This window comes from Salmonella sp. SJTUF15570 (assembly GCF_043357055.1).
Classification (GTDB): Bacteria; Pseudomonadota; Gammaproteobacteria; order Enterobacterales; family Enterobacteriaceae; genus Salmonella; species Salmonella enterica.
Genome location: NZ_JBEUKJ010000002.1, coordinates 342119 through 361677 on the forward strand (window position 1 = coordinate 342119; position 19559 = coordinate 361677).

The following is a 19559-nucleotide window of genomic DNA, read 5'->3' on the forward strand; positions in this document are numbered from 1 at the left end:
GGCATAATGATCTTTCGGCGCGTTTTCATCGCTATCGGTTGTGTTTTGTTCAGCCCGCTGAGTCAGGCCAACTCATCTCTGGGCGAAGTGAATATTGAACTGCGCGGTAACGTGGTGGATTTTACCTGCGCCGTGGTGGCGGGCGACAGTAACAAGTCGGTTAACCTCGGCACCTGGCCGACAAAACAGCTTCACGCCGCCGGTGACGCTACGCAACCGGTAGCCTTTAGCCTAAAACTTGAAGGCTGCCCGCCGGGGTCGGCGTCTATAACGTTTTCCGGGACGCCAGCGCCCGGCACGGCATTACTGGCGCTTGCTGATACGGCAATGGCGCAAAAACTGGCGATTGAAATTCGCGATGGCGATCAACGTCGATTGCCACTTGAACAGGCCAGCAAGGCCGTCGATATTGACAACAACGGCAATGCTACCCTGAAATTCTATGCGAACTATATCGCCTTAGCCGATGGCGTGCAGCCCGGACTTGCTAACGCGGATGCGACCTTCCTGATCAATTACAATTAGTGTCCGTTATTGTGGCTCCCGAACGATAATTCGCCGGGAGTACATTTACAATAATTCGTGTGATTTGGCGTAATCGATAAGCTCAACGATAGAGTGAAGGCCAAGTTTAGAAAATATATTGGCCTTATGCGCGCTGATAGTCTTGTTACTCAATAAAAGTTGCTCGGCAATTTCTTTGTTAGACATTCCATTGGCCAGATAGCGCAGCACGGTAACTTCGCGGTTAGAAAGTGGCATATCATGGTGCCCGCCTTTGGGGGTACGGGTATTACTGATAAAGTTAAGCGTCTCAGATGGAAAAAAAGAATAGCCGGATAAAATCATTTTTACCGCATTATAAATATCATTGAGGTCTTTGCGTTTACTTACAAATCCGTTTGCGCCCGCTCTTATTGCTCTTCCGGCATAAAAAGCCTCTGATTTCGACGATAAAAAAAGTATCCGGGTATGTTCCTGGATAGATTTGATTCGTTTAAGTAAGGTAAAGCCGTCGGTGCCCGGTAATTCAATATCCAGAATGACAAGGTCAACAGGATAAGTGCGCAGATACTCTATCGCTGTTCGGCTATCATCCGTTTTCAGGACAACCTGAATATTGCTATTTTTACCGAGTAAAACTTCGATCGACATTCTTACAATAGGGTGTTCGTCCATAATGATAACAGATGCAGGTTTCATTGTTGTATGCCTCAGACTGTTATGCGTCCTTCGTTTTAGAATAAGCGTCAGACACCTTAAAGATTGTGAAATAGCCAGATCTACACACCACACAGTGGAGCAATAATAAAGAATGAGACCTCCCTGTTGATTGGCTATTTTGCGTAAGAGTAATAAATATGTGGAATATCCATTTCGCACCAACAAAAAAGAAATTTCTGATTAAGTAAAAACAATATGGATTATACCTGGTCTGATTTCTCGGAAAAGTCTTGCGAAATGCGAATTATGGATAGCGGGTAGGATATTCTGTGACGTTATAGAAAATTTGTTCGTGGTGGAGCTATTTTCTTTAGAGTTGACATTGAGTAGTTTAAACTGTTGTTTTTAAGTATAAAAATAATATGAAAGACTAATTGTTTAGTATTTGTTATGTAATAACAGAAAGATGTTGACGCTGGAGACCTCGAAAAACGAGGAGGAACAGGGGACGATGTAAGAAAAAATTTTTTATCGCTTACCAGGACGAGTTGTAAATATTAATTTTATGTGAAATATTTACATTTAATGGAAGTGAAAATAAGTAATTTCTTAAAAAATCTTATTCACCAAAACGTTACCCCGTTAAAAAATATCGTGGAAAGTAACGTTTAGCTGCTGGAGCAGCCGAAGAAAGCTTTGCCTGTGGGGAAGGTTAAGGAGGGTGATAAGTTGTTTAAGCCGGTAAACTACACGATGATAAGGTACGCTTTGCTGACGTGCTATTTCTTTTAAAGAGGCACCTTGCGCTAAAGTTTCAATCATCAACCAGTCAGTACGGCTAAAGCTTTCCGATAAGCGAGGTTCGGCGGCTGATAACAAGGCTTCGCGTACAGAGGCCAGATTTTGTCGTCGCGACAGGACAAAAAAACGCCCAGCCATACGAATAAACTGAGCTATAGCGGGGGTTTTATCTGATACCAGCAGGTAAATCTGGATATCGCTTTGTTGCCAACTGAGCGCGCGTAGCTGGTTAAGCGCCTCAATACAGGAGACAGGTAGCGCCTCCATATCTACAATCAGTTGTCTGAGCGACCCCTTTTCAATCCACAAAGAAATGTCATCTAATGAGCGGAATGCTGCGGTACGTTTTCCGGAAAATAAGTAGTGACTCAGCGAATAGCCGAGGTAGTTGTCAGTTGTAATTATTGCCTGAGAAATGATACCAACCGGCAAGGCATAATTGAGCTGTTGGTTCAGTAACTCAAGGTGATCAAATATCTGCGGCGTTGGAGAGTGATAACGGCAGGCGCAGTCTTTAGCATTTCTTAAACGGCGGTGTCTTTCCCTGCGTGGTACGCTGCGCATCCTGCTTTTTCCATTGCTCTAATATATATCTGGTAATATGGCTGGCCATAAATAACCTTGTTCCATCGTTGCACCAGCGTAAAAAGCAATGCTTCGTTGCTCTGATGTTTCAATGCCTTCCATCAGCATTAACTGCTGAAAAAAAACTTCGCTATCATGTTCTGACGGAAGTTGCGTCAGGACCTCATAGCCGATTAATTGCGCAGTTGAGAGATTAACGATTGGCTCAGATTTTAACAATTCGCTGTTGAGATATGAATGACGTGTGGGCGAAGACGCCAGGTGTGGGGGATTTATCCTTTCCTTTAATAAAGTACCCTGTGCCACCAAACACTCCTCCAGGCATTTATGATGCAGCCATATATTTTCGACCCCTGAATCTATCAGGATATTATGGGCATCATTGTGGCAGCGTTAAAAAAATGCCTGTAGGTATCGTTACTTAATTATTGGTGAGATATTTCGTAAGCCTTGTAAAAAGTTAAGTGAGTTTACTTACTGAGTAAGAAATGAAGGTTAACTCTAATATATTTTAAAAACTGCTGCTCCGTTTTAACATGTAATTTTCGCATAATGCTCCGGCGGAGTGACTTTGTCTGCTCTTCAGAAAGTGAAAGTAAAGCGGCCGTTTCGCTTAAATGATAACCGCTGGCGATCAGTTTTAACAGGTGACGTTCTGTTACTGAAAAATGACGAGTCGTGCAGTAGTGACAAATGCCAGAAGGGACGCTATGTCGAAGCGCTCGTTTATGTAAGATCAATATCATTTTCCGGGTAATTTCTTCAACATCATCTTCCCGATAAATATGCGGCAGCATATACAGACATGGTCTGAACATGAGCTTTTCTTTATCGCATTTATTACAAATAATCACCCGTAGCTGATGTTGGGTATGCATAGGTATCTGATAACAGCCAGCGCTGAACCAATCATCATCCAGGGCCAGGAAAGCGATATCGGCATTATCTATCTCTTCTGGCGGCAGAAAGTCAATTTTCTGCTGCCATTGATTCGCCAGACGCGTCATGATGATTTTCAACCCATGCTCAAAGTGACTGTTTTGTTCCTTAATAGCGATACGCAGCATAAAAAATATCCTACACGGCAGGTGAATCATGGTGAAATATTAAAGAAACTGATTGATTTTCTAAATACTGGCGGCCTTAATTCCCACTTTATGCGTGCTGAGATGTGTCCAGGCGATTTCCTGGAACCTGGCATTGCGCCAGAAAAGACGATATTCGTACACTTAGTCAGCAACCAGAACAAAAGCCATTGACTCAGGAGTGCCTGACCGTATAATTCTCGCGTTTCGTCTACACGAAGTCTTCACTTCACAAGGCGCCCTTAGCTCAGTTGGATAGAGCAACGGCCTTCTAAGCCGTGGGTCGCAGGTTCGAATCCTGCAGGGCGCGCCACTTATAAATCAACGCGTTACGCTTCTTTATTTCCTCCTTATTTTCCATATGGGACATATTTGGGACATCATCACCAAAAATGTCGTCTATTTCCCTCGCGTGTTCCGTTAAATGATTAGGCGCAAGGTGAGCATATCTGTGAATCACCACGGATAACCTGGACACTTCTGAGTCGTTGATGATATAGGTTTTCATATTCAGCCGGTGGCATCTGCTCGCTCGAACCATGCCAGCGTCTACTGTTATAAAACATTTCTATGTAATCAAAAATATCGCTTCTGGCTTCGTCTCTCGTTCCGTAGATCATTTCCTTTATCCGTTCACGCTTCAGTAGCTGGAAAAAGCTTTCTGCAACCGCATTGTCATGACAGTTGCCACGACGGCTCATTCTGCTCTCCAGTCCGTGCGGTTTCAGGAGCGACTGCCATTCATAGCGGGTGATTACGTCGCCACACGGCCATCAGAAGCGCATTCAGGACTCTATCTTTTGTCATTCATGGTTGCAGTGACCAATTGAATCTATTGCGGCTTTTTTTTATATGTCCCGCTCGTCAGTAACCCGCTTCAACTCTTTCGGGAGTCGGCGGATTCCGGTCTGATCATCTGACTGCTCTTTATTTCTTTATTGGTGGAGGAGTTCGACCCGTACTTCTTTATCCTGGCGTAAAGACTGTGGGTAGTAATATCGAGATGTGTTGCGGCGCTGGAAACAGAATGGCCACGCTCAACGACCTGTCTTACCGCTTCAATTTTAAACTCTTCGGGATAACGTTTACCGCTCATAGGCACCTCTCTTTAAGTCATCTTAAATGGCTCTGAGGTGTCTGTTAAACCTGTGGCGATTCACATTGACCGCAGATTGTCAGGTTCCTTTACCCGGTAGTGAAACCAGTAGGGGGCAGTTTATCCGCACTAAAAGACGGTGTTCCTGCATCTGTGGTGGAGTTGAACCGGATGGGCTTTGGGCACATGCGTATCCTTGCGTGTATTGGTCAGTTGCCGGAGTCTGGATTAATGCACTATGGCTCCGTTGGGTTCTTTTTTGGGACTGATGGTGCATTGCGACTTCTTGCTAAGAAACCTGATGGGGCATTTGTGACATACGATATGTAGGAATCCCCGCCGCCCGTTACCCATTGGTGGCGGGGAACATTAATTATACATGAATGTTATTTAATTATTTCCGTAATATTCTCATTTGTCCTCGCCCCTGTCCTAACGTCCCATGTCCCAGATGTAATTGATTCTAATTCATTTGAATCTATGCCGTTAATCGCCCGCCCGGAAAGCCATCTTCCGTCTATTTGGAATGTCTTCTTGTCGACATCTGCATTTATAATTTTTCCATCCTTTGTTTTAAAGCTAATGAACATCGCTGTATTCTCATCAAGAGAATCAGCAGGATTTTTATTAAACTCAAATATTACAAAGGTTTTAATGCCCATTTGCTGTTTATATATCCATAATGATTTTATATAAACGTTGTTACATATTTTTGCGTTAATATTAAGAGGCTTGAAATTAAAGGCTCGTGAATAGTCGAAAAATCCTGGAGCAGTTATTTTCAAATCAATCCCGTAGTATCTAGACATTGCTTCACTGTTAAACGTATCAAGACTTGGGCCTGCATGCAGTACCGGTGGAAAGTAATAATCAGGAATTATCGCTTGATCTTGTTTGTTATGTTTCGCCCTGTCTATTATTTCTTCCCTAATCTCCGTTTGTTTGCTTATTGATTTAATTGATGAGTAATAGAGGATGTATGATGGGATGAAATATAAAAAAGCCATTGCATATGTAGTAACAGATAAATAAATGGAAGCCTTGTTAAATTTCGTAAATGCAGAATGAGCAACAAAGGAAATCGAAAGAATCATAAAGCAGAGTGCTCCATTGAGAGCCCTGCTGGGCATTGCAGGAGATGCAAGGAACGCAACATTTGCAGCAATTGCACCCAGCATGAATAAAAAGCTTCCAAACATAAGTTTGCTGCTACTATTCCTTGATAACACTACAGAGATTAGTAGTATTATAAATGCAATATAGACCTGCCAATATGCCCCCATTGCTGATGGCAGCCTTTCTGAAAAGTGCTCAAGAACCCTCCATGCAAGTGGTTGATTGTACCAGTCTTGTATTGTAGACGCACGGGATAGGTTTCCCGGAGCCAGCAGGAGAACCCCCGCGCCTATTGCAGATCCGAATACGCCAATCAGTAAATATTTATTTCTATTCATTATAAAGAAATATGCTACAGAAATTAATACAACTACAAGAGATGTATTTTCATTTGAGCAACCTGCAAATATCGATGATATGGCATATACAAAGAGTATTAAATTGGATTTTTTACCATTGCTTAAATATATAGAAATTAGTATATAAATGGCAATGAACATGTTGGTCCATAAGTAATTTGCTGACCCAACAAGCCAGAAGTTAGTTTGACCGAGGGCTGGATTTGCAACGAAGTATAAGAAAAATAAGAAAATCATCACATATGGGGACGGTGACGACTTTGTTAATGTAGCTGGGATCATTGTCCAGCACAACACCATTAATGTTAGCGCTGCTGAGTTTATTGCATTGTAAATATGCGGGGAGAAAAACTTTAATAGAGATGTGCTGATCGTATCTGACACAACCCTTCCGCTCCATCCCAAATAGTGCATTTTTACGCTAGAAAGCGAAAGCTCTCTTAGGGCATAAGTATAGTCATCAGAGTTCATTGGTGTGATAAATCCTATTGAATACACCAACGAGAAAACTATAAGGATAGCGATTACCATTTTTAATCTATTGTTAACCATTTTTCTTCTCATTCTTAATTATGTACTTAGGCCTTTTTTTTGTTTCTATGTAAATCCTGCCAATATATTCCCCAAGAATACCTATTCCTATCAATTGAACGCCACCCAGAAAAAGTACAGAAACAAGAAGAGACGGGTAGCCAGGAACATTATTTCCAAATATTAATTTATCAATAATCATCCATGCACCGTAAAGGAATGACATACCTGCAATAAACAATCCAATGTAAGTCCATATGCGGAGCGGAAATGTTGAGAAAGAAGTTATTCCTTCCAGCGCCAGATTCCATAATTTCCAGCCATTGAATTTTGAATCGCCGGCAACACGCTCAGCGCGGGCGTATTCAACTACATCAGTCTTGCCGCCCACCCATGACAGAACGCCTTTCATAAACAGATTACGTTCTGGCATCTGTTTAATATTTTCGACAACTTCACGGCTCATTAACCGGAAATCACCGACGTTCTCTTCAATTTTCGGATTGCTGATTTTATTGTGCAGCTTATAAAACCATTCAGCTGTCTTACGCTTCATGCGCCCGTCAGTTGAGCGGTCTGAGCGCTTAGCCAGCACCATATCTGCGCCAGCCTGCCACTTCTCAATGAGATGGGGGATTACTTCTATCGGATCCTGTAAATCGACATCAATAGGAATGACCGCATCCCCGGTTGCGTGGTCGAGCCCCGCGAAAAGAGCAGGTTCTTTACCGAAGTTTCGCGTAAACGAAAGCGGAATAACGAGCGGATCAGATGCAGCTATTTTGTTAATTATTGATTCAGTTGCATCTTTGCTTCCGTCATTAATAAAAACGATCTCCACTTCATATTCTTTTAGTTCATTAAACTCACGTACCGTTTTATAGAAAATCGGTATCGTGTCTTCTTCATTAAAAACTGGAACGACAAGAGAGATTTTCATTTCGCATCCCTAAAGACAATGAACTTTGAATAAATGAATCCGCATATCAGGCTGATAGCTGAAAAGGTGATAAGAGTAAGGAGTGGTGGCAAGGAGCATTTGTCAGCCATCCAGCCAACAACGGCGCTCAGTGTTCCCATAAATCCCACGTACATCATGTAGCGAAGCGTGGTGGTGCTGGCGTTAAAGGTGAAGCGCGCATTGGCATAGAAGCTGAACGATACGGCGATAACAAAACCGGAAAAGTTCGCCAGCGCCTGATGCGTATGCATCCCATACACACAAAAAGCAAATACGCCCCAATGAATAAGCGTGTTAAGAACACCGATCGATGTGTACTTAGCGAATAACTTCAACATTATGAAAATCAGCGGATTCGGAAAGGTCTGGAGTGTAGCACTACAAATTGATTTGATCGATATAAACGATCAATAATGTGATATTTGATAGTTTAAACTTATTGTTATGTTATTAATTGATCGTTGTTACCGATCAATTGAGGCTACTGATTGCTGAGTGGGTTGGGACAAAAACGGTACACACAAAGCTTTGCATCGGCTTGCAAAGCTTTGCATGTTTTTCGAAGATGGGGCGAGTGAGCGCCGTGGTAATGGGATAACTTGTTGTTAGCTCAGGTAGTTCCAGGAACATCTAAGCCGTGGGTCGCAGGTTCGAATCCTGCAGGGCGCGCCATTTAACCTCTCAAAATTATGTTAATCCGTAAGCTTCTGCGGGGGCGAGGTTGTGCCATCCGCAGTACGTGACGCTAATATGCAAATAACTAATTGTGTTTAATCTGTTTATGGTGCTCCTCAGCCTGGATCTCATGGGCGAAAGAATGGGCATTATTCATCGATTGATGGATGACCATTGCTTTTTCATAGTCGTCCATTTCAGAAAAGGGGGTCGCATTTTCCACAGTAGTTGGGGCGCTGGGTTTCTGTGTCTGAGCCATTTGCTGATGCGCGAAGGCGTCACCGTTATTCATCATCTCATGCGCCGTGGCGGATAATTGGCGGGATTCCATTTTCTCTGCGGATTTTACGCCAGCTGAAATAAAAAAACGACAGCTAAAAGGGATGTAAACTTATTTATCTTATTTCTCCGGTGTGGGTTAATAAGAGAAATAATAAAACAGTCGTTGGGTCTGGCGCGTGACGGGATAATGACGATGATGTCAGAGTATTTTGCTGGCTAGTGATAGCGCCTTTCACTATCGCTACAGTTCAACGGAGGCGTTTGGGTAATGTCAAAATAAAACGAGTAGCGCATATCGGAGGTGACAGAAACTTTTCCCTGATGCGCAATGACGATGGATTTTACAATTGCCAGGCCTATACCGCGGCCTTCCCCTTTACGCTGGCGGGAGGGAGTAACGTGATAAAAACGATCGAAAAGGCGCGGCAAATGTTCCGGCGCGATTGGCGTACCGGGGTTTTCAACAATAATATGTATCTGGTCGTCCGCTTCTTTTATCCGAAGAGTAATGGTTTTACCCGGCGGCGTATAGCGCATCGCATTAGAGAGTAAATTACTGATCGCTCTGCGCAGCATGATGGGATCGCCGGTGATCCAGCAGGCGCGGCCTTCAAAGCGCAAGCTCCCAACACCTTTTCGGCAGAAACACTCAATGAGGCGCTCTACCACGGGGCGGTGCTCCGGGTGTGGCCAAAAGCCATGACGGTAGCGGTGATTATCGCCGGTCTGCTACCTGTTTTATGGGGGACCGGCGCGGGTTCTGAGGTGATGAGCCGTATTGCCGCGCCGATGATTGGCGGCATGATTACCGCGCCGCTGCTGTCGCTGTTCATCATTCCGGCAGCCTACAAGCTGCGCAGGCATCGTCGCCTTGCGGCATAACGTGTGTCGCCCGCCTGCGGCGTCAAACTGCAGGCGGGTTCAGTATACGCTTATCGTCCGAGCGCGTTGACCCGTTTGCGGTACTCGCCTGGTGTACAAGCGAATTCACGGACAAACGCTTTGTGAAAAGAAGATTCGCTCGCATAACCTACCGACTCGGCAATCACCATCACCGGCAGCGCTTCACGCGACAGGGTCTGGGCGGCGATTTGCAGGCGCAGCGTTGTTAACACGGCTAAGGGCGTTGTAGCGGACACGTCGCGAAATAGCTGGGCGAAGCTCGCCCGCGACATGTGTACCCGTTGCGCCAGCGTTTCGACCGTCCAGGGATGCGCCGGTGTTTCCAGCATGTGAAGGATCACGCGGCCCAGCCGGGGATGCAGTAATAAATTGAGCACGCTTTTCGCCGTGCCAGCCTGCGATAGCCAGTCGCGAACGGCGAGGGTAAACAGCGTGGCGCACTGCTGACTGTATAAGACATCAGCGCCAGGTAAATGGCGTTCTGACTCCTGCTGTAACAGCAAAATGGCGGCGTTAATCCAGATACTGGCGGGGCTATGCGGCGGCGGGGCAAGACATAACACTTCCGGCAACGCGGTAAGGAAATAACGTGACGTCGTGTGCAGACGTAGACTACCGCACACGATATGTGTCGGTGCTTCGCCAGACTGGCGCAAACGGTGGGCGGAGTTTTGCGGCAGAATCACCACCTTTCCCGGCGTAAGCGTCATGGCGTCGCCGGTAGGCATTTCCAGTTGCGCTTCGCCCTGCGTAACGGTATGCCAGCGAATCACCGATAGCTCGCCAGCGGCGTGCGGCAACTGCCAGTCGCCGCCTAACGGGCAATTCTTGTCGATTGAGCCCTGAGGGGCGTTAAGCGTCAATAGCCGACTAAGCGCATCCATATAGACTCCAGAACAGATTCTTTTTCAAAAATAGGGATAACCATTTCTGTCTCTGATTACTATATTTCGGACTCAATGTCATTTCTACTCTTGTTTTTGCTAACTGCTAATTTAGACGATAAGACAAAAATTGGCGCGTTACGGATAACCCTGTCTTTTTTGACGTTATTTATACTTGTCCTGACAAACAGATGGTGATTTGGCGGAGAAAGAAGATGACACAGTATCAGGCGCTCATTATTGGTTTTGGCAAGGCAGGAAAAACGTTGGCGGCAACTCTGGCGAAGACGGGATGGCGCGTGGCGATTATCGAACAGTCCGCCAGTATGTTCGGCGGAACCTGCATCAACATTGGCTGTATTCCAACGAAAACGCTGGTGCATGACGCGGAACGTGAGGGCGATTTTTCTGTCGCCATGCAACGCAAAGCGGCGGTTGTAAATTTTTTACGCGACAAAAATTTTCATAATCTTGCCGACCTGGACAATGTCGATGTGATTGAGGGAAGGGCGGAGTTTATTGATAACCATACCTTACGGGTATTTCAGGCGGACGGCGAGCGGGTGTTACGGGGAGAAAAGATCTTCATTAATACTGGCGCAGAGTCGGTGATCCCGGCTATTACGGGCTTAACAACGACGGCAGGGGTGTTCGATAGCACCGGGCTACTCAGCCTGAGCCAGCGTCCGGCGCGGCTGGGGATTTTAGGCGGCGGTTATATTGGCCTTGAATTTGCCTCAATGTTCGCCAACTTCGGTACGAAGGTCACTATCTTTGAAGCATCGCTGCAATTCCTGCCTCGTGAAGATCGGGATATCGCGCAGGCAATTACCCGCATTTTACAGGAAAAGGGCGTCGAGCTGATTTTAAACGCCAACGTACAGGCCGTATCCTCAAAGGAGGGCGCGGTACAAGTAGAAACGCCGGAAGGCGCGCATCTTGTGGATGCCCTGCTGGTGGCGTCGGGGCGAAAACCGGCGACGGCTGGTTTACAGTTGCAGAACGCCGGCGTGGCGGTGAACGAACGCGGCGGGATCATCGTGGATGATTACCTGCGTACCACGGCGGACAATATCTGGGCGATGGGCGACGTTACCGGTGGGTTGCAGTTTACCTATATTTCACTGGATGATTTTCGTATTGTACGCGACGGGTTATTGGGAGATGGCAAACGCAGTACCCGCGATCGCCAGAATGTTCCGTATTCCGTCTTTATGACGCCGCCGCTCTCTCGTGTCGGGCTGACGGAAGAACAAGCGCGGGCAAGCGGCGCAACGGTGCAGGTGGTGACATTACCGGTGGCGGCGATCCCTCGCGCCCGTGTTATGAACGATACTCGTGGCGTACTAAAAGCGGTAGTGGACGTGAATACGCAGCGTATTGTAGGGGTGTCATTGTTATGCGTCGATTCTCATGAAATGATTAATATCGTTAAAACCGTTATGGATGCAGATTTACCTTATACGGTGTTACGCGACCAGATATTTACCCATCCTACAATGAGTGAGTCTTTAAACGATCTCTTCTCTCTCATTAAGTAAAACATAAATAACGTAGCCCTGTTAATCAGGGCTTTTTTTTGCCTGTCAGGCTATAAAAATACGCCAGGACAAATATGCTGGCGTCTGAAAGAAAAGGCTTTAGTCAGGCATAACGTATTATAACACCATTGAAATAACCCACGACTGGAAATCTCGATGTTAAAAATTACCACGCTTATTGCTTCATTATTGGCTGCGCCGCTGGCGTTTTCCGCCTCCGCCCAGCCGCTAACTGACGTTGAATATATCAGCGTTTCTGCGGTGTCAGCAACGCCGTCAATGCTTGAAGACGCTATTGCCAGACTGGCGCAAAGTAAACAGGCGTCGTCATGGAAAATTACGTCCATGCGTATTGATAATACGGGTTACGCCACTGCGATATTATATAAATAAGGAGAGCCTGAGATGGATAAATATCTTCGTCTGTTAAGTCAGGGGGATCGGCTGGGATTAACATTAATTCGCCTGAGTATCGCCATCGTTTTTATCTGGATTGGACTACTAAAATTTGTGCCCTATGAGGCAGACAGTATTACCCCGTTTGTGGCGAACAGCCCGTTTATGTCTTTTTTCTATGAACATCCTGAAGAATATCGTCAGCATCTGACTCATGAGGGCGAACTAAAACCGGAGGAACGCGCCTGGCAAACGGCCAATAATACGTATGCGTTTTCGGATGGTCTGGGCGTGGTGGAATTGATTATCGCGGCGCTGGTACTGGCTAACCCTGTCAGCCGCTGGTTAGGGCTGGCAGGCGGCGTGCTGGCATTCCTGACGCCATTTGTCACGCTATCGTTTTTAATCACTACGCCGGAGGCCTGGGTTATGCCGCTGGGCGATGCGCATTATGGTTTTCCGTATTTATCGGGCGCCGGACGGCTGGTATTAAAAGATACGTTAATGCTGGCAGGTGCGGTGATGATCATGGCGGACTCCGCCCGTTCGTTACTTTTACAGCGACAGTAGCGACCCTCTTACCCTCTTACCCTCTTTATGCCGCGATTCGTCGGGTGGCGCTTGCGCCATCCGACAATGTGTTGATGAATGATGGACTACCCTGACAGAAGTTCCTGTTCCACCTGTTGAACCTGCGCCTCCAGCGTATTGCGAATTTCGGTTAGCGCCCGTTCCTGCTCGGAGAAATAGGCTTCCTTATCCGCAACGGAAGAGGCGAGCCGCCAGGCATTTTCCGTTTCCAGTTGCGTTATCTCTTTCAACAGCGCGTCGATTTGCGTGCGGAGCTGGCGTATTTTATGGCGCAGATGTTCCAGGTTATTTAGCCTGTCGCTTGCCATCATCGGTTCCAAACCGCTTTGCAGCTGCGTCAATAACGCGCGAATTGCCGCCAGATCGGCATTCTGCCGCGCCTGATTAAGCTGTACCATCATCTGGTGCGCTTTTTCTTTCAATTCATCGGCGACCACATCCGGGTGACACAGGCGGCTGGCCTGACGCCACAAACGTTTTAATTCACTGCGTTCGTCTGCCGACAAACGTTGATCGCGGGCGTAGCGGAATTGCGCTTCCTGCTGCTGCTCCCGGTACTGGTGATAGTCCTGTTCCGCATTTTCCTGCGCCTGGCGGAATGCGCTGTCGTCCTGATGGGAAAAATCCGCTTCCAGCTCGCGAATTTCCGCCAGCAACGCGGTAATTAATTCCGTCTGCTGCTGGATTCGCTGACGGATGCCCACCGCTTCGCGCGAGGCGGCATTCAATCCTGTCCACTGCTGTTTTAGCGTTGCCAGTTGATCCACGGCCTGGGAAATAAATTGCAGGCAGGATTGATAATCCTTTTCCCGGCGTTTTATTTCGGCCTCTTGCTTACGCTGCATACTCACCGCGAGCTGTTTACGCAACTCCAGAATACGGCTCATCAACGGCCCGAGACGCAGATGATAGAGGTCGTTGAAATCGTCGAGGATTTGTACCCGCGCATTTCGTTTGTCAATCAGATCGCGAAGCTGGGCTTCAAGCGCTTTCAGCTCCAGTTTACTGGCGGCAATAGAGGGATCTTGCCACGTCGAGAGCGCCCGTTGAGCCTGTAGCCAGGCGGCGATCTCTTGCATGGCGTCACTGAATCGACGAGCTTCAATCGCATGGGCAATCGCGCTGATTACGGCATCCTGCGGCTCATTTTTCAGGTAGATGAGCTGCTGACGGATAATCTCTTCGTCCTCAAGTTCAATGGCGCTTTTGATGATCTCTAAACGTTTGATGATCTTATTCATGACGTTGATGCCTGGCGTGGCTCAAAAACGGATAACAGATACCAGGTCTGATTCACCTTTTTGAAAATACTGAAAAAATACTAAATGTATTCTGTAGGGTGTCGTACTTTTCGTCCAGAGTTATTCACATATTTTATACTCGGCGTCTGTCACCCGTAACGTTCTATATCGGCGCGCACTCTTTTCTTTTTACTCCCCGCGACATCTTTTTTTACACGATAACGTTAACGTCCGGAGTTGAGCCTTGACAAACGATTGCGCCTTGCGGCAGCGAGAGCGAAATGTTAAAAGGTGCCCCTCAATAAAAACGATACAGGGGTAGGACGTGAAAAACGCGTCAACTGCATCCGGCGCCAGCGTGTCGGATGCCGCGTCGAAGAATGAACCGACGCTTCAACGGGGGTTGCAAAACCGCCATATTCAGCTAATCGCGCTGGGCGGCGCCATTGGCACCGGACTGTTTCTGGGCATCGGCCCGGCGATTCAAATGGCGGGGCCGGCTGTTTTGTTGGGCTATGGCGTTGCCGGGATTATCGCTTTTCTCATTATGCGCCAGTTGGGTGAAATGGTCGTGGAAGAGCCGGTTTCCGGATCGTTTGCCCACTTCGCCTGGAAATATTGGGGGCCGTTTGCGGGCTTTTTGTCTGGCTGGAACTATTGGGTCATGTTTGTGCTGGTCGGGATGGCGGAGCTGACCGCGGCGGGCATCTATATGCAGTACTGGCTGCCTGACGTACCAACATGGATTTGGGCGGCGGCGTTTTTTATTATCATTAATGCCGTAAATCTGGTGAACGTTCGTCTGTATGGCGAAACGGAATTCTGGTTCGCGCTGATTAAAGTGCTGGCGATTATCGGCATGATAGGTTTTGGTCTGTGGCTGCTGTTCTCCGGCCACGGCGGCGAACATGCCAGTATTGATAACCTCTGGCGTTATAACGGTTTCTTCGCTACCGGTTGGCATGGTTTGCTTCTGTCGCTGGCGGTGATTATGTTTTCTTTTGGCGGACTGGAGCTGATCGGCATTACTGCGGCGGAAGCGCGCGATCCGCAAAAAAGCATCCCGAAAGCGGTGAATCAGGTGGTATACCGTATTTTGCTGTTCTACATTGGTTCGCTGGTGGTGTTGCTGGCGCTCTATCCGTGGGTAGAGGTGAAATCCAATAGCAGCCCTTTTGTGATGATCTTCCATAACCTGGACAGTAATGTGGTGGCTTCGGCGCTGAATTTCGTTATTCTGGTCGCGTCGCTTTCGGTGTATAACAGCGGCGTTTATTCGAATAGCCGAATGCTGTTCGGCCTGTCCGTACAAGGCAATGCGCCGAAATTTTTAACCCGCGTCAGCCATCGCGGCGTACCGGTGAACTCGCTGATACTTTCCGGAGCGATTACCTCGCTGGTGGTGCTGATCAACTATCTGTTGCCGCAAAAAGCGTTTAGCCTGTTGATGGCGCTGGTTGTCGCGACGCTATTGCTAAACTGGATAATGATCTGTCTCGCGCATTTACGTTTTCGCGCGGCGATGCGTCGTAAAGGGCGCGAGACGCAATTTAAGGCGCTGTTCTATCCCGCCGGAAACTATTTGTGCATTGCGTTTCTGGCGCTGATTCTGGTGTTAATGTGTACGATGGACGATATGCGATTGTCGGCGATTTTGCTGCCGGTATGGATTGTATTCCTGTTTATCGCGTTTACAGTTTTGCGCCGTAAGGCTCATTAACTTTTTTGCCCGATCCCATGCTCATGCGATCGGGCAATCCATTAATGCCGCAATGTCCCTGACAGCGCGCGAATATCGCTGCCGGTCGGCGTCTGATGAATACGCAAGCCAAACTCTTCCACCACGGCAAAAATATGGTCGAAAATATCGGCCTGAATGCTCTCATATTCCAGCCACACGACGGTATTGGTAAAGGCGTAGATCTCTATCGGCAAACCATGATCGTCAGGCGCCAGTTGGCGTACCATCAGCGTCATGTCTTTACGGATGCGCGGATGGTGGCGTAAATATTCGTTCAGATAGGCGCGAAATGTCCCAATATTGGTCATGCGGCGGTGATTTAAGGCTGATTCCGGCGCATCCAGTTGTTTATTCCATTCATCGATTTCCTGATGACGGCTGGTAAGGTACGGCTTTAACAGTTGCGCGGTTAACAGCCGCTGTTTTTCATCATCATCCAGAAAATGGATACTGGTCGCGTCAATATTAATACTGCGTTTAATCCGGCGTCCGCCGGACGCAGACATGCCGCTCCAGTTTTTGAACGAGTCGGAAACCAGCGACCAGGTGGGAATGGTGGTGATGGTATTATCCCAGTTGCGTACTTTTACCGTGGTTAAGCCAATATCAATGACCGCGCCATCTGCGCCATATTTTGGCATCTCCAGCCAGTCGCCCAGTTTGAGCATATCGTTGGCGGAAAGCTGGATACCGGCAACCAGGCCAAGAATCGGGTCTTTAAAGACCAGCATTAATACCGCGGCCATCGCGCCCAGCCCGCTGATTAAAATTGCTGGTGACTGGCCAATCAGCAGTGAGATCATCAGAATGCCGACGATAATTGCGCCGATGAGCTTAATGCCCTGAAATATTCCTTTTAGCGGCAACTGAGAGGCGGCGGGCCATTTTTGCGATAGATTGAAAATCACGTCCAGCAGAGAAAATAACGACAGCAGGGCGTAGGTCATAATCCATAACTGCGCGCAGGTCGTCAGGATATCCGCAGCCTCACTGCCTTTTTGTAGCCAGAGCGCGGCCTGAATATTGACAATGATGCCTTGCAGCGTAAAAGCCAGACGATGGAATAATTTATTCTGGGTAATAATTTGCAGCCACAGGCGGGAACTGGTGCTGGCACGTTTTTCAAAAGCGCGCAGTACTATCCAGTGCAAAATAATATGCACGACAACTGCTGTCAGAAAAATAATACCAAATATCACCACCAGCGACGTGGTGTGATTCATTTCAATTCCCGCTAAATTTTCTACCTGGGATATCAATTCCTGCATAATCTCTCCTTTATAAACAGCAGCCTATGATGACTGCTGAATGGCATTTATGCAAATCAGGACGCCTGCGCTTCAGGCATAATCAGCAACAGACGGGTAAAAGCGCCTCTGGGGTTATCCATACGCTATATTTTATCCAGCGCCCTATAAACGTCGTTATTTTACGCGGTTCCCTCTTTTTGAACAGGCGCCAGTCCGTCAACAATGAATGAAAACTTTTTAACCAGAATGCTTAAAACGATTGCAATGTTTCTGTCGGATGATGATTAGCATCGTCGTACCTATCAACAATAACATTAAGGAACATCGGATGACCCAAAAGCGTACCCTGCTAAAATACGGCATACTCTCGCTGGCGCTGGCCGCGCCATTATCTGCCTGTGCGTTTGACTCTCTTACGGTAATTGGCGATAGCCTTAGCGATACCGGGAATAACGGTCGCTGGACCTGGGATAGTGGTCAAAATAAGCTCTACGACGAACAGTTGGCCGAACGATATGGGCTGGAATTAAGCCCTTCCAGCAATGGCGGCTCTAATTATGCCGCCGGCGGCGCGACGGCGACCCCGGAATTAAACCCGCAGGATAATACCGCGGATCAGGTACGGCAGTGGCTTGCCAAAACGGGGGGAAAAGCCGACCACAACGGTTTGTATATTCACTGGGTCGGCGGAAACGATCTGGCGGCGGCCATCGCGCGACCTGCCATGGCACAGCAAATAGCCGGTAATAGCGCCACTAGCGCGGCGGAGCAGGTAGGGATGTTACTGGATGCCGGCGCCGGGCTGGTCGTGGCGCCAAACGTACCGGATATTAGTGCGACGCCAATGCTTCTGGAGGCGGTAATCACCGCCGGGCTGGGCGCAGCGGCGCCCCCGGCGCTAAAAGCGGCGTTAGAGGCGCTGGCGGAGGGCGCTACGCCTGATTTCGCCAGTCGGCAACAGGCGATCCGCAAGGCGTTGCTGGCGGCGGCTGCAACGGTAAGCAGCAATCCGTTTATTCAGCAACTGCTCGTTGAGCAACTGCTGGCGGGCTATGAAAAGGCGGCAGGGCAGGCGTCAGCTCTGACCGATTATTATAATCAGATGGAAGAGAAGGGGCTGGAGCAACACGGCGGCAATATAGCCCGTGCCGATATCAACGGCCTCTTTAAGGAAATTCTTGCCAACCCGCAGGCGTTTGGTCTGACAAATACCGTAGGCATGGCCTGCCCGCCGGGCGTATCCGCTTCGGCGTGCTCCTCGGCAATGCCTGGATTTAATGCGTCGCAGGACTATCTGTTTGCCGATCATTTACATCCCGGTCCGCAGGTCCATACCATTATTGCGCAATATATCCAGTCGATCATTGCCGCGCCGGTACAGGCGACATATCTGAACCAAAGCATTCAGTCGATGGCGCAAGGCAGTCGTACCACGCTTGACAGCCGTTATCAGCAGCTTCGCCAGGGGGAAAATCCTGTTGGTTCACTGGGCATGTTCGGCGGATACAGCGGGGGATATCAACGTTATGATAATAATGAGGCCGACGGGAACGGTAATCATAATAATCTAACGGTTGGCGTCGATTATCAGCTTAACGAGCAGGTACTGCTGGGAGGGCTGATAGCCGGTTCTCTGGATAAGCAACATCCTGACGATAATTATCGTTATGACGCCCGCGGTTTTCAGGCCGCCGTATTCAGCCATTTACGCGCCGGTCAGGCGTGGCTGGATAGCGATTTACACTATCTGTCCGCTAAATTCAGTAACATCCAGCGCAGTATAACGCTCGGTGCTCTAAGACGGATGGAAGAGGGCGAAACCAACGGTCGGCTGTGGGGCGCGAGGTTAACCAGCGGTTATAATTTTGTCATGATGCCGTGGTTAACGACCGGACCGATGCTGCAATATGCATGGGATTACAGCCACGTTAATGGCTATAGCGAGAAGCTCAATACCAGTACATCAATGCGTTTTGGCGACCAAAACGCCCATTCGCAGGTGGGTGGCGCTGGCTGGCGTCTGGATCTTCGCCACAGCATCATTCACTCCTGGGCGCAGATTAATTATCGCCGTCAGTTTGGCGATGATACGTATGTGGCGAACGGCGGCCTTAAATCGACCGCGCTGACGTTTAGCCGCGACGGAAAAACGCAGGATAAAAACTGGGTTGATATCGCGATTGGCGCAGATTTTCCGCTGTCGGCAACGGTGTCCGCTTTCGCCGGGTTGGCGCAAACGGCAGGGTTAAGCGATGGCAATCAAACCCGTTATAACGTTGGGTTTAGCGCCAGATTTTGATGACACGCCAGGGAGGGCCAACCCCGTTCGTTCGTGACACGATGAGCCGAAAGCGCAA

At 48.0% G+C, this 19559-nt stretch carries 18 protein-coding genes, 1 tRNA gene and 4 pseudogenes; 8 read left to right on the forward strand and 15 right to left on the reverse strand.

What is annotated here, in order from left to right:
• Positions 1-6 precede the first annotated feature (6 nt).
• Positions 7-525, forward strand: coding sequence for a fimbria assembly protein (gene sfmF, locus ABVN44_RS05220; RefSeq protein ID WP_000577507.1), 519 nt, complete (start codon positions 7-9; stop codon positions 523-525).
• A gap of 45 nt (positions 526-570) precedes the next feature.
• Here sfmF and fimZ read toward each other — a convergent pair whose 3' ends face one another.
• The 4 genes from fimZ to fimW all read right to left on the reverse strand — a co-directional run bounded on the left by fimZ (position 571) and on the right by fimW (position 3617).
• Positions 571-1203, reverse strand: a complete 633-nt coding sequence (fimZ, locus tag ABVN44_RS05225; protein ID WP_000801273.1) for a fimbria biosynthesis transcriptional regulator FimZ — start codon at positions 1201-1203, stop codon at positions 571-573.
• A gap of 603 nt (positions 1204-1806) precedes the next feature.
• The gene (gene fimY / locus ABVN44_RS05230) at positions 1807-2529 is read right to left on the reverse strand and encodes a fimbria biosynthesis regulator FimY (protein WP_023231615.1); all 723 of its coding nucleotides are present in this window, start codon (positions 2527-2529) and stop codon (positions 1807-1809) included.
• Between the two features lie 18 nt (positions 2530-2547).
• Positions 2548-2859 (reverse strand): hypothetical protein, encoded by a 312-nt coding sequence (locus tag ABVN44_RS05235; protein ID WP_000226492.1) that lies wholly within the window; start codon positions 2857-2859, stop codon positions 2548-2550.
• A gap of 161 nt (positions 2860-3020) precedes the next feature.
• Positions 3021-3617 carry a fimbria biosynthesis transcriptional regulator FimW gene (fimW, locus tag ABVN44_RS05240; protein WP_001523348.1) on the reverse strand — a complete coding sequence of 199 codons (597 nt, stop codon included), beginning with the start codon at positions 3615-3617 and terminating at the stop codon, positions 3021-3023.
• 254 nt (positions 3618-3871) lie between these two features.
• On the opposite strand from fimW, the gene ABVN44_RS05245 reads away from it, so the two are divergent.
• Positions 3872-3948 (forward strand) — tRNA-Arg (locus tag ABVN44_RS05245).
• Between the two features lie 21 nt (positions 3949-3969).
• Here the strand turns inward: ABVN44_RS05245 and ABVN44_RS05250 are convergent.
• From ABVN44_RS05250 to ABVN44_RS05285, 8 genes and pseudogenes are all read right to left on the reverse strand, one after another.
• Positions 3970-4095 (reverse strand): annotated as a pseudogene (locus tag ABVN44_RS05250) (integrase); the annotation flags it as partial.
• A pseudogene (locus ABVN44_RS05255) lies at positions 4064-4478 on the reverse strand (IS3 family transposase); the annotation flags it as partial. The pseudogenes ABVN44_RS05250 and ABVN44_RS05255, both read right to left, overlap by 32 nt.
• A gap of 34 nt (positions 4479-4512) precedes the next feature.
• Complete coding sequence (locus tag ABVN44_RS05260; protein ID WP_001541675.1) at positions 4513-4731, reverse strand: IS3 family transposase; 219 nt, start codon at positions 4729-4731, stop codon at positions 4513-4515.
• Between the two features lie 386 nt (positions 4732-5117).
• A complete protein-coding gene (locus ABVN44_RS05265) occupies positions 5118-6770 on the reverse strand; it encodes a DUF6056 family protein (RefSeq protein ID WP_010988978.1) in 1653 nt (550 codons plus the stop codon).
• Positions 6751-7677 (reverse strand): glycosyltransferase family 2 protein, encoded by a 927-nt coding sequence (locus tag ABVN44_RS05270; RefSeq protein WP_000703645.1) that lies wholly within the window; start codon positions 7675-7677, stop codon positions 6751-6753. Before ABVN44_RS05270 ends, ABVN44_RS05265 begins: the two co-directional genes overlap by 20 nt.
• Positions 7674-8036 (reverse strand): GtrA family protein, encoded by a 363-nt coding sequence (locus tag ABVN44_RS05275; RefSeq protein WP_000915520.1) that lies wholly within the window; start codon positions 8034-8036, stop codon positions 7674-7676. Before ABVN44_RS05275 ends, ABVN44_RS05270 begins: the two co-directional genes overlap by 4 nt.
• Positions 8037-8458: 422 nt before the next feature.
• Complete coding sequence (locus ABVN44_RS05280; RefSeq protein ID WP_000445904.1) at positions 8459-8704, reverse strand: hypothetical protein; 246 nt, start codon at positions 8702-8704, stop codon at positions 8459-8461.
• A 199-nt stretch (positions 8705-8903) separates the two neighbouring features.
• Positions 8904-9276: pseudogene (locus ABVN44_RS05285) on the reverse strand (ATP-binding protein); the annotation flags it as partial.
• A gap of 3 nt (positions 9277-9279) precedes the next feature.
• Here ABVN44_RS05285 and ABVN44_RS05290 point away from each other — a divergent pair.
• A pseudogene (locus ABVN44_RS05290) lies at positions 9280-9537 on the forward strand (efflux RND transporter permease subunit); the annotation flags it as partial.
• 50 nt (positions 9538-9587) lie between these two features.
• Here the strand turns inward: ABVN44_RS05290 and rclR are convergent.
• Positions 9588-10442, reverse strand: a complete 855-nt coding sequence (gene rclR / locus ABVN44_RS05295) for a reactive chlorine-specific transcriptional regulator RclR (RefSeq protein ID WP_023231618.1) — start codon at positions 10440-10442, stop codon at positions 9588-9590.
• A 215-nt stretch (positions 10443-10657) separates the two neighbouring features.
• On the opposite strand from rclR, the gene rclA reads away from it, so the two are divergent.
• The 3 genes from rclA (at position 10658) to rclC (ending at position 12949) form a co-directional block, all read left to right on the forward strand.
• Positions 10658-11983 carry a reactive chlorine resistance oxidoreductase RclA gene (gene rclA, locus ABVN44_RS05300; RefSeq protein ID WP_023137892.1) on the forward strand — a complete coding sequence of 442 codons (1326 nt, stop codon included), beginning with the start codon at positions 10658-10660 and terminating at the stop codon, positions 11981-11983.
• Between the two features lie 156 nt (positions 11984-12139).
• On the forward strand, positions 12140-12376 hold the full coding sequence (gene rclB, locus ABVN44_RS05305) for a reactive chlorine resistance periplasmic protein RclB (RefSeq protein ID WP_000913122.1): 237 nt from the start codon (positions 12140-12142) through the stop codon (positions 12374-12376).
• 12 nt (positions 12377-12388) lie between these two features.
• Positions 12389-12949 carry a reactive chlorine resistance membrane protein RclC gene (rclC, locus tag ABVN44_RS05310; protein ID WP_000362177.1) on the forward strand — a complete coding sequence of 187 codons (561 nt, stop codon included), beginning with the start codon at positions 12389-12391 and terminating at the stop codon, positions 12947-12949.
• Between the two features lie 86 nt (positions 12950-13035).
• Here the strand turns inward: rclC and ABVN44_RS05315 are convergent, their stop codons facing one another.
• Positions 13036-14211 carry a DnaJ family molecular chaperone gene (locus ABVN44_RS05315; protein WP_001033450.1) on the reverse strand — a complete coding sequence of 392 codons (1176 nt, stop codon included), beginning with the start codon at positions 14209-14211 and terminating at the stop codon, positions 13036-13038.
• A 325-nt stretch (positions 14212-14536) separates the two neighbouring features.
• On the opposite strand from ABVN44_RS05315, the gene pheP reads away from it, so the two are divergent.
• Complete coding sequence (gene pheP / locus ABVN44_RS05320) at positions 14537-15931, forward strand: phenylalanine transporter (protein WP_000786283.1); 1395 nt, start codon at positions 14537-14539, stop codon at positions 15929-15931.
• Between the two features lie 41 nt (positions 15932-15972).
• On the opposite strand, the gene ABVN44_RS05325 is transcribed toward pheP, so the two are convergent.
• Complete coding sequence (locus ABVN44_RS05325) at positions 15973-17220, reverse strand: mechanosensitive ion channel family protein (RefSeq protein WP_023231620.1); 1248 nt, start codon at positions 17218-17220, stop codon at positions 15973-15975.
• A gap of 310 nt (positions 17221-17530) precedes the next feature.
• Between ABVN44_RS05325 and ABVN44_RS05330 the strand changes: the two genes are divergently transcribed.
• Positions 17531-19501 (forward strand): autotransporter domain-containing esterase, encoded by a 1971-nt coding sequence (locus ABVN44_RS05330; protein WP_023231621.1) that lies wholly within the window; start codon positions 17531-17533, stop codon positions 19499-19501.
• The last annotated feature ends 58 nt before the right edge of the window (positions 19502-19559 follow it).

Excerpts from the sequence above, each read along its gene's own strand:
- ABVN44_RS05265 (WP_010988978.1), bottom strand. The coding sequence starts at position 6,770 with ATGAGAAGAAAAATGGTTAACAATAGATTAAAAATGGTAATCGCTATC.
- rclC (WP_000362177.1), top strand. The coding sequence starts at position 12,389 with ATGGATAAATATCTTCGTCTGTTAAGTCAGGGGGATCGGCTGGGATTA.
- rclB (WP_000913122.1), top strand. The coding sequence starts at position 12,140 with ATGTTAAAAATTACCACGCTTATTGCTTCATTATTGGCTGCGCCGCTG.
- fimZ (WP_000801273.1), bottom strand. The coding sequence starts at position 1,203 with ATGAAACCTGCATCTGTTATCATTATGGACGAACACCCTATTGTAAGA.
- ABVN44_RS05325 (WP_023231620.1), bottom strand. The coding sequence starts at position 17,220 with ATGCAGGAATTGATATCCCAGGTAGAAAATTTAGCGGGAATTGAAATG.
- ABVN44_RS05260 (WP_001541675.1), bottom strand. The coding sequence starts at position 4,731 with ATGAGCGGTAAACGTTATCCCGAAGAGTTTAAAATTGAAGCGGTAAGA.
- ABVN44_RS05275 (WP_000915520.1), bottom strand. The coding sequence starts at position 8,036 with ATGTTGAAGTTATTCGCTAAGTACACATCGATCGGTGTTCTTAACACG.
- sfmF (WP_000577507.1), top strand. The coding sequence starts at position 7 with ATGATCTTTCGGCGCGTTTTCATCGCTATCGGTTGTGTTTTGTTCAGC.
- ABVN44_RS05330 (WP_023231621.1), top strand. The coding sequence starts at position 17,531 with ATGACCCAAAAGCGTACCCTGCTAAAATACGGCATACTCTCGCTGGCG.
- rclA (WP_023137892.1), top strand. The coding sequence starts at position 10,658 with ATGACACAGTATCAGGCGCTCATTATTGGTTTTGGCAAGGCAGGAAAA.
- rclR (WP_023231618.1), bottom strand. The coding sequence starts at position 10,442 with ATGGATGCGCTTAGTCGGCTATTGACGCTTAACGCCCCTCAGGGCTCA.
- fimW (WP_001523348.1), bottom strand. The coding sequence starts at position 3,617 with ATGCTGCGTATCGCTATTAAGGAACAAAACAGTCACTTTGAGCATGGG.
- ABVN44_RS05315 (WP_001033450.1), bottom strand. The coding sequence starts at position 14,211 with ATGAATAAGATCATCAAACGTTTAGAGATCATCAAAAGCGCCATTGAA.
- ABVN44_RS05280 (WP_000445904.1), bottom strand. The coding sequence starts at position 8,704 with ATGGAATCCCGCCAATTATCCGCCACGGCGCATGAGATGATGAATAAC.
- fimY (WP_023231615.1), bottom strand. The coding sequence starts at position 2,529 with ATGCGCAGCGTACCACGCAGGGAAAGACACCGCCGTTTAAGAAATGCT.
- ABVN44_RS05270 (WP_000703645.1), bottom strand. The coding sequence starts at position 7,677 with ATGAAAATCTCTCTTGTCGTTCCAGTTTTTAATGAAGAAGACACGATA.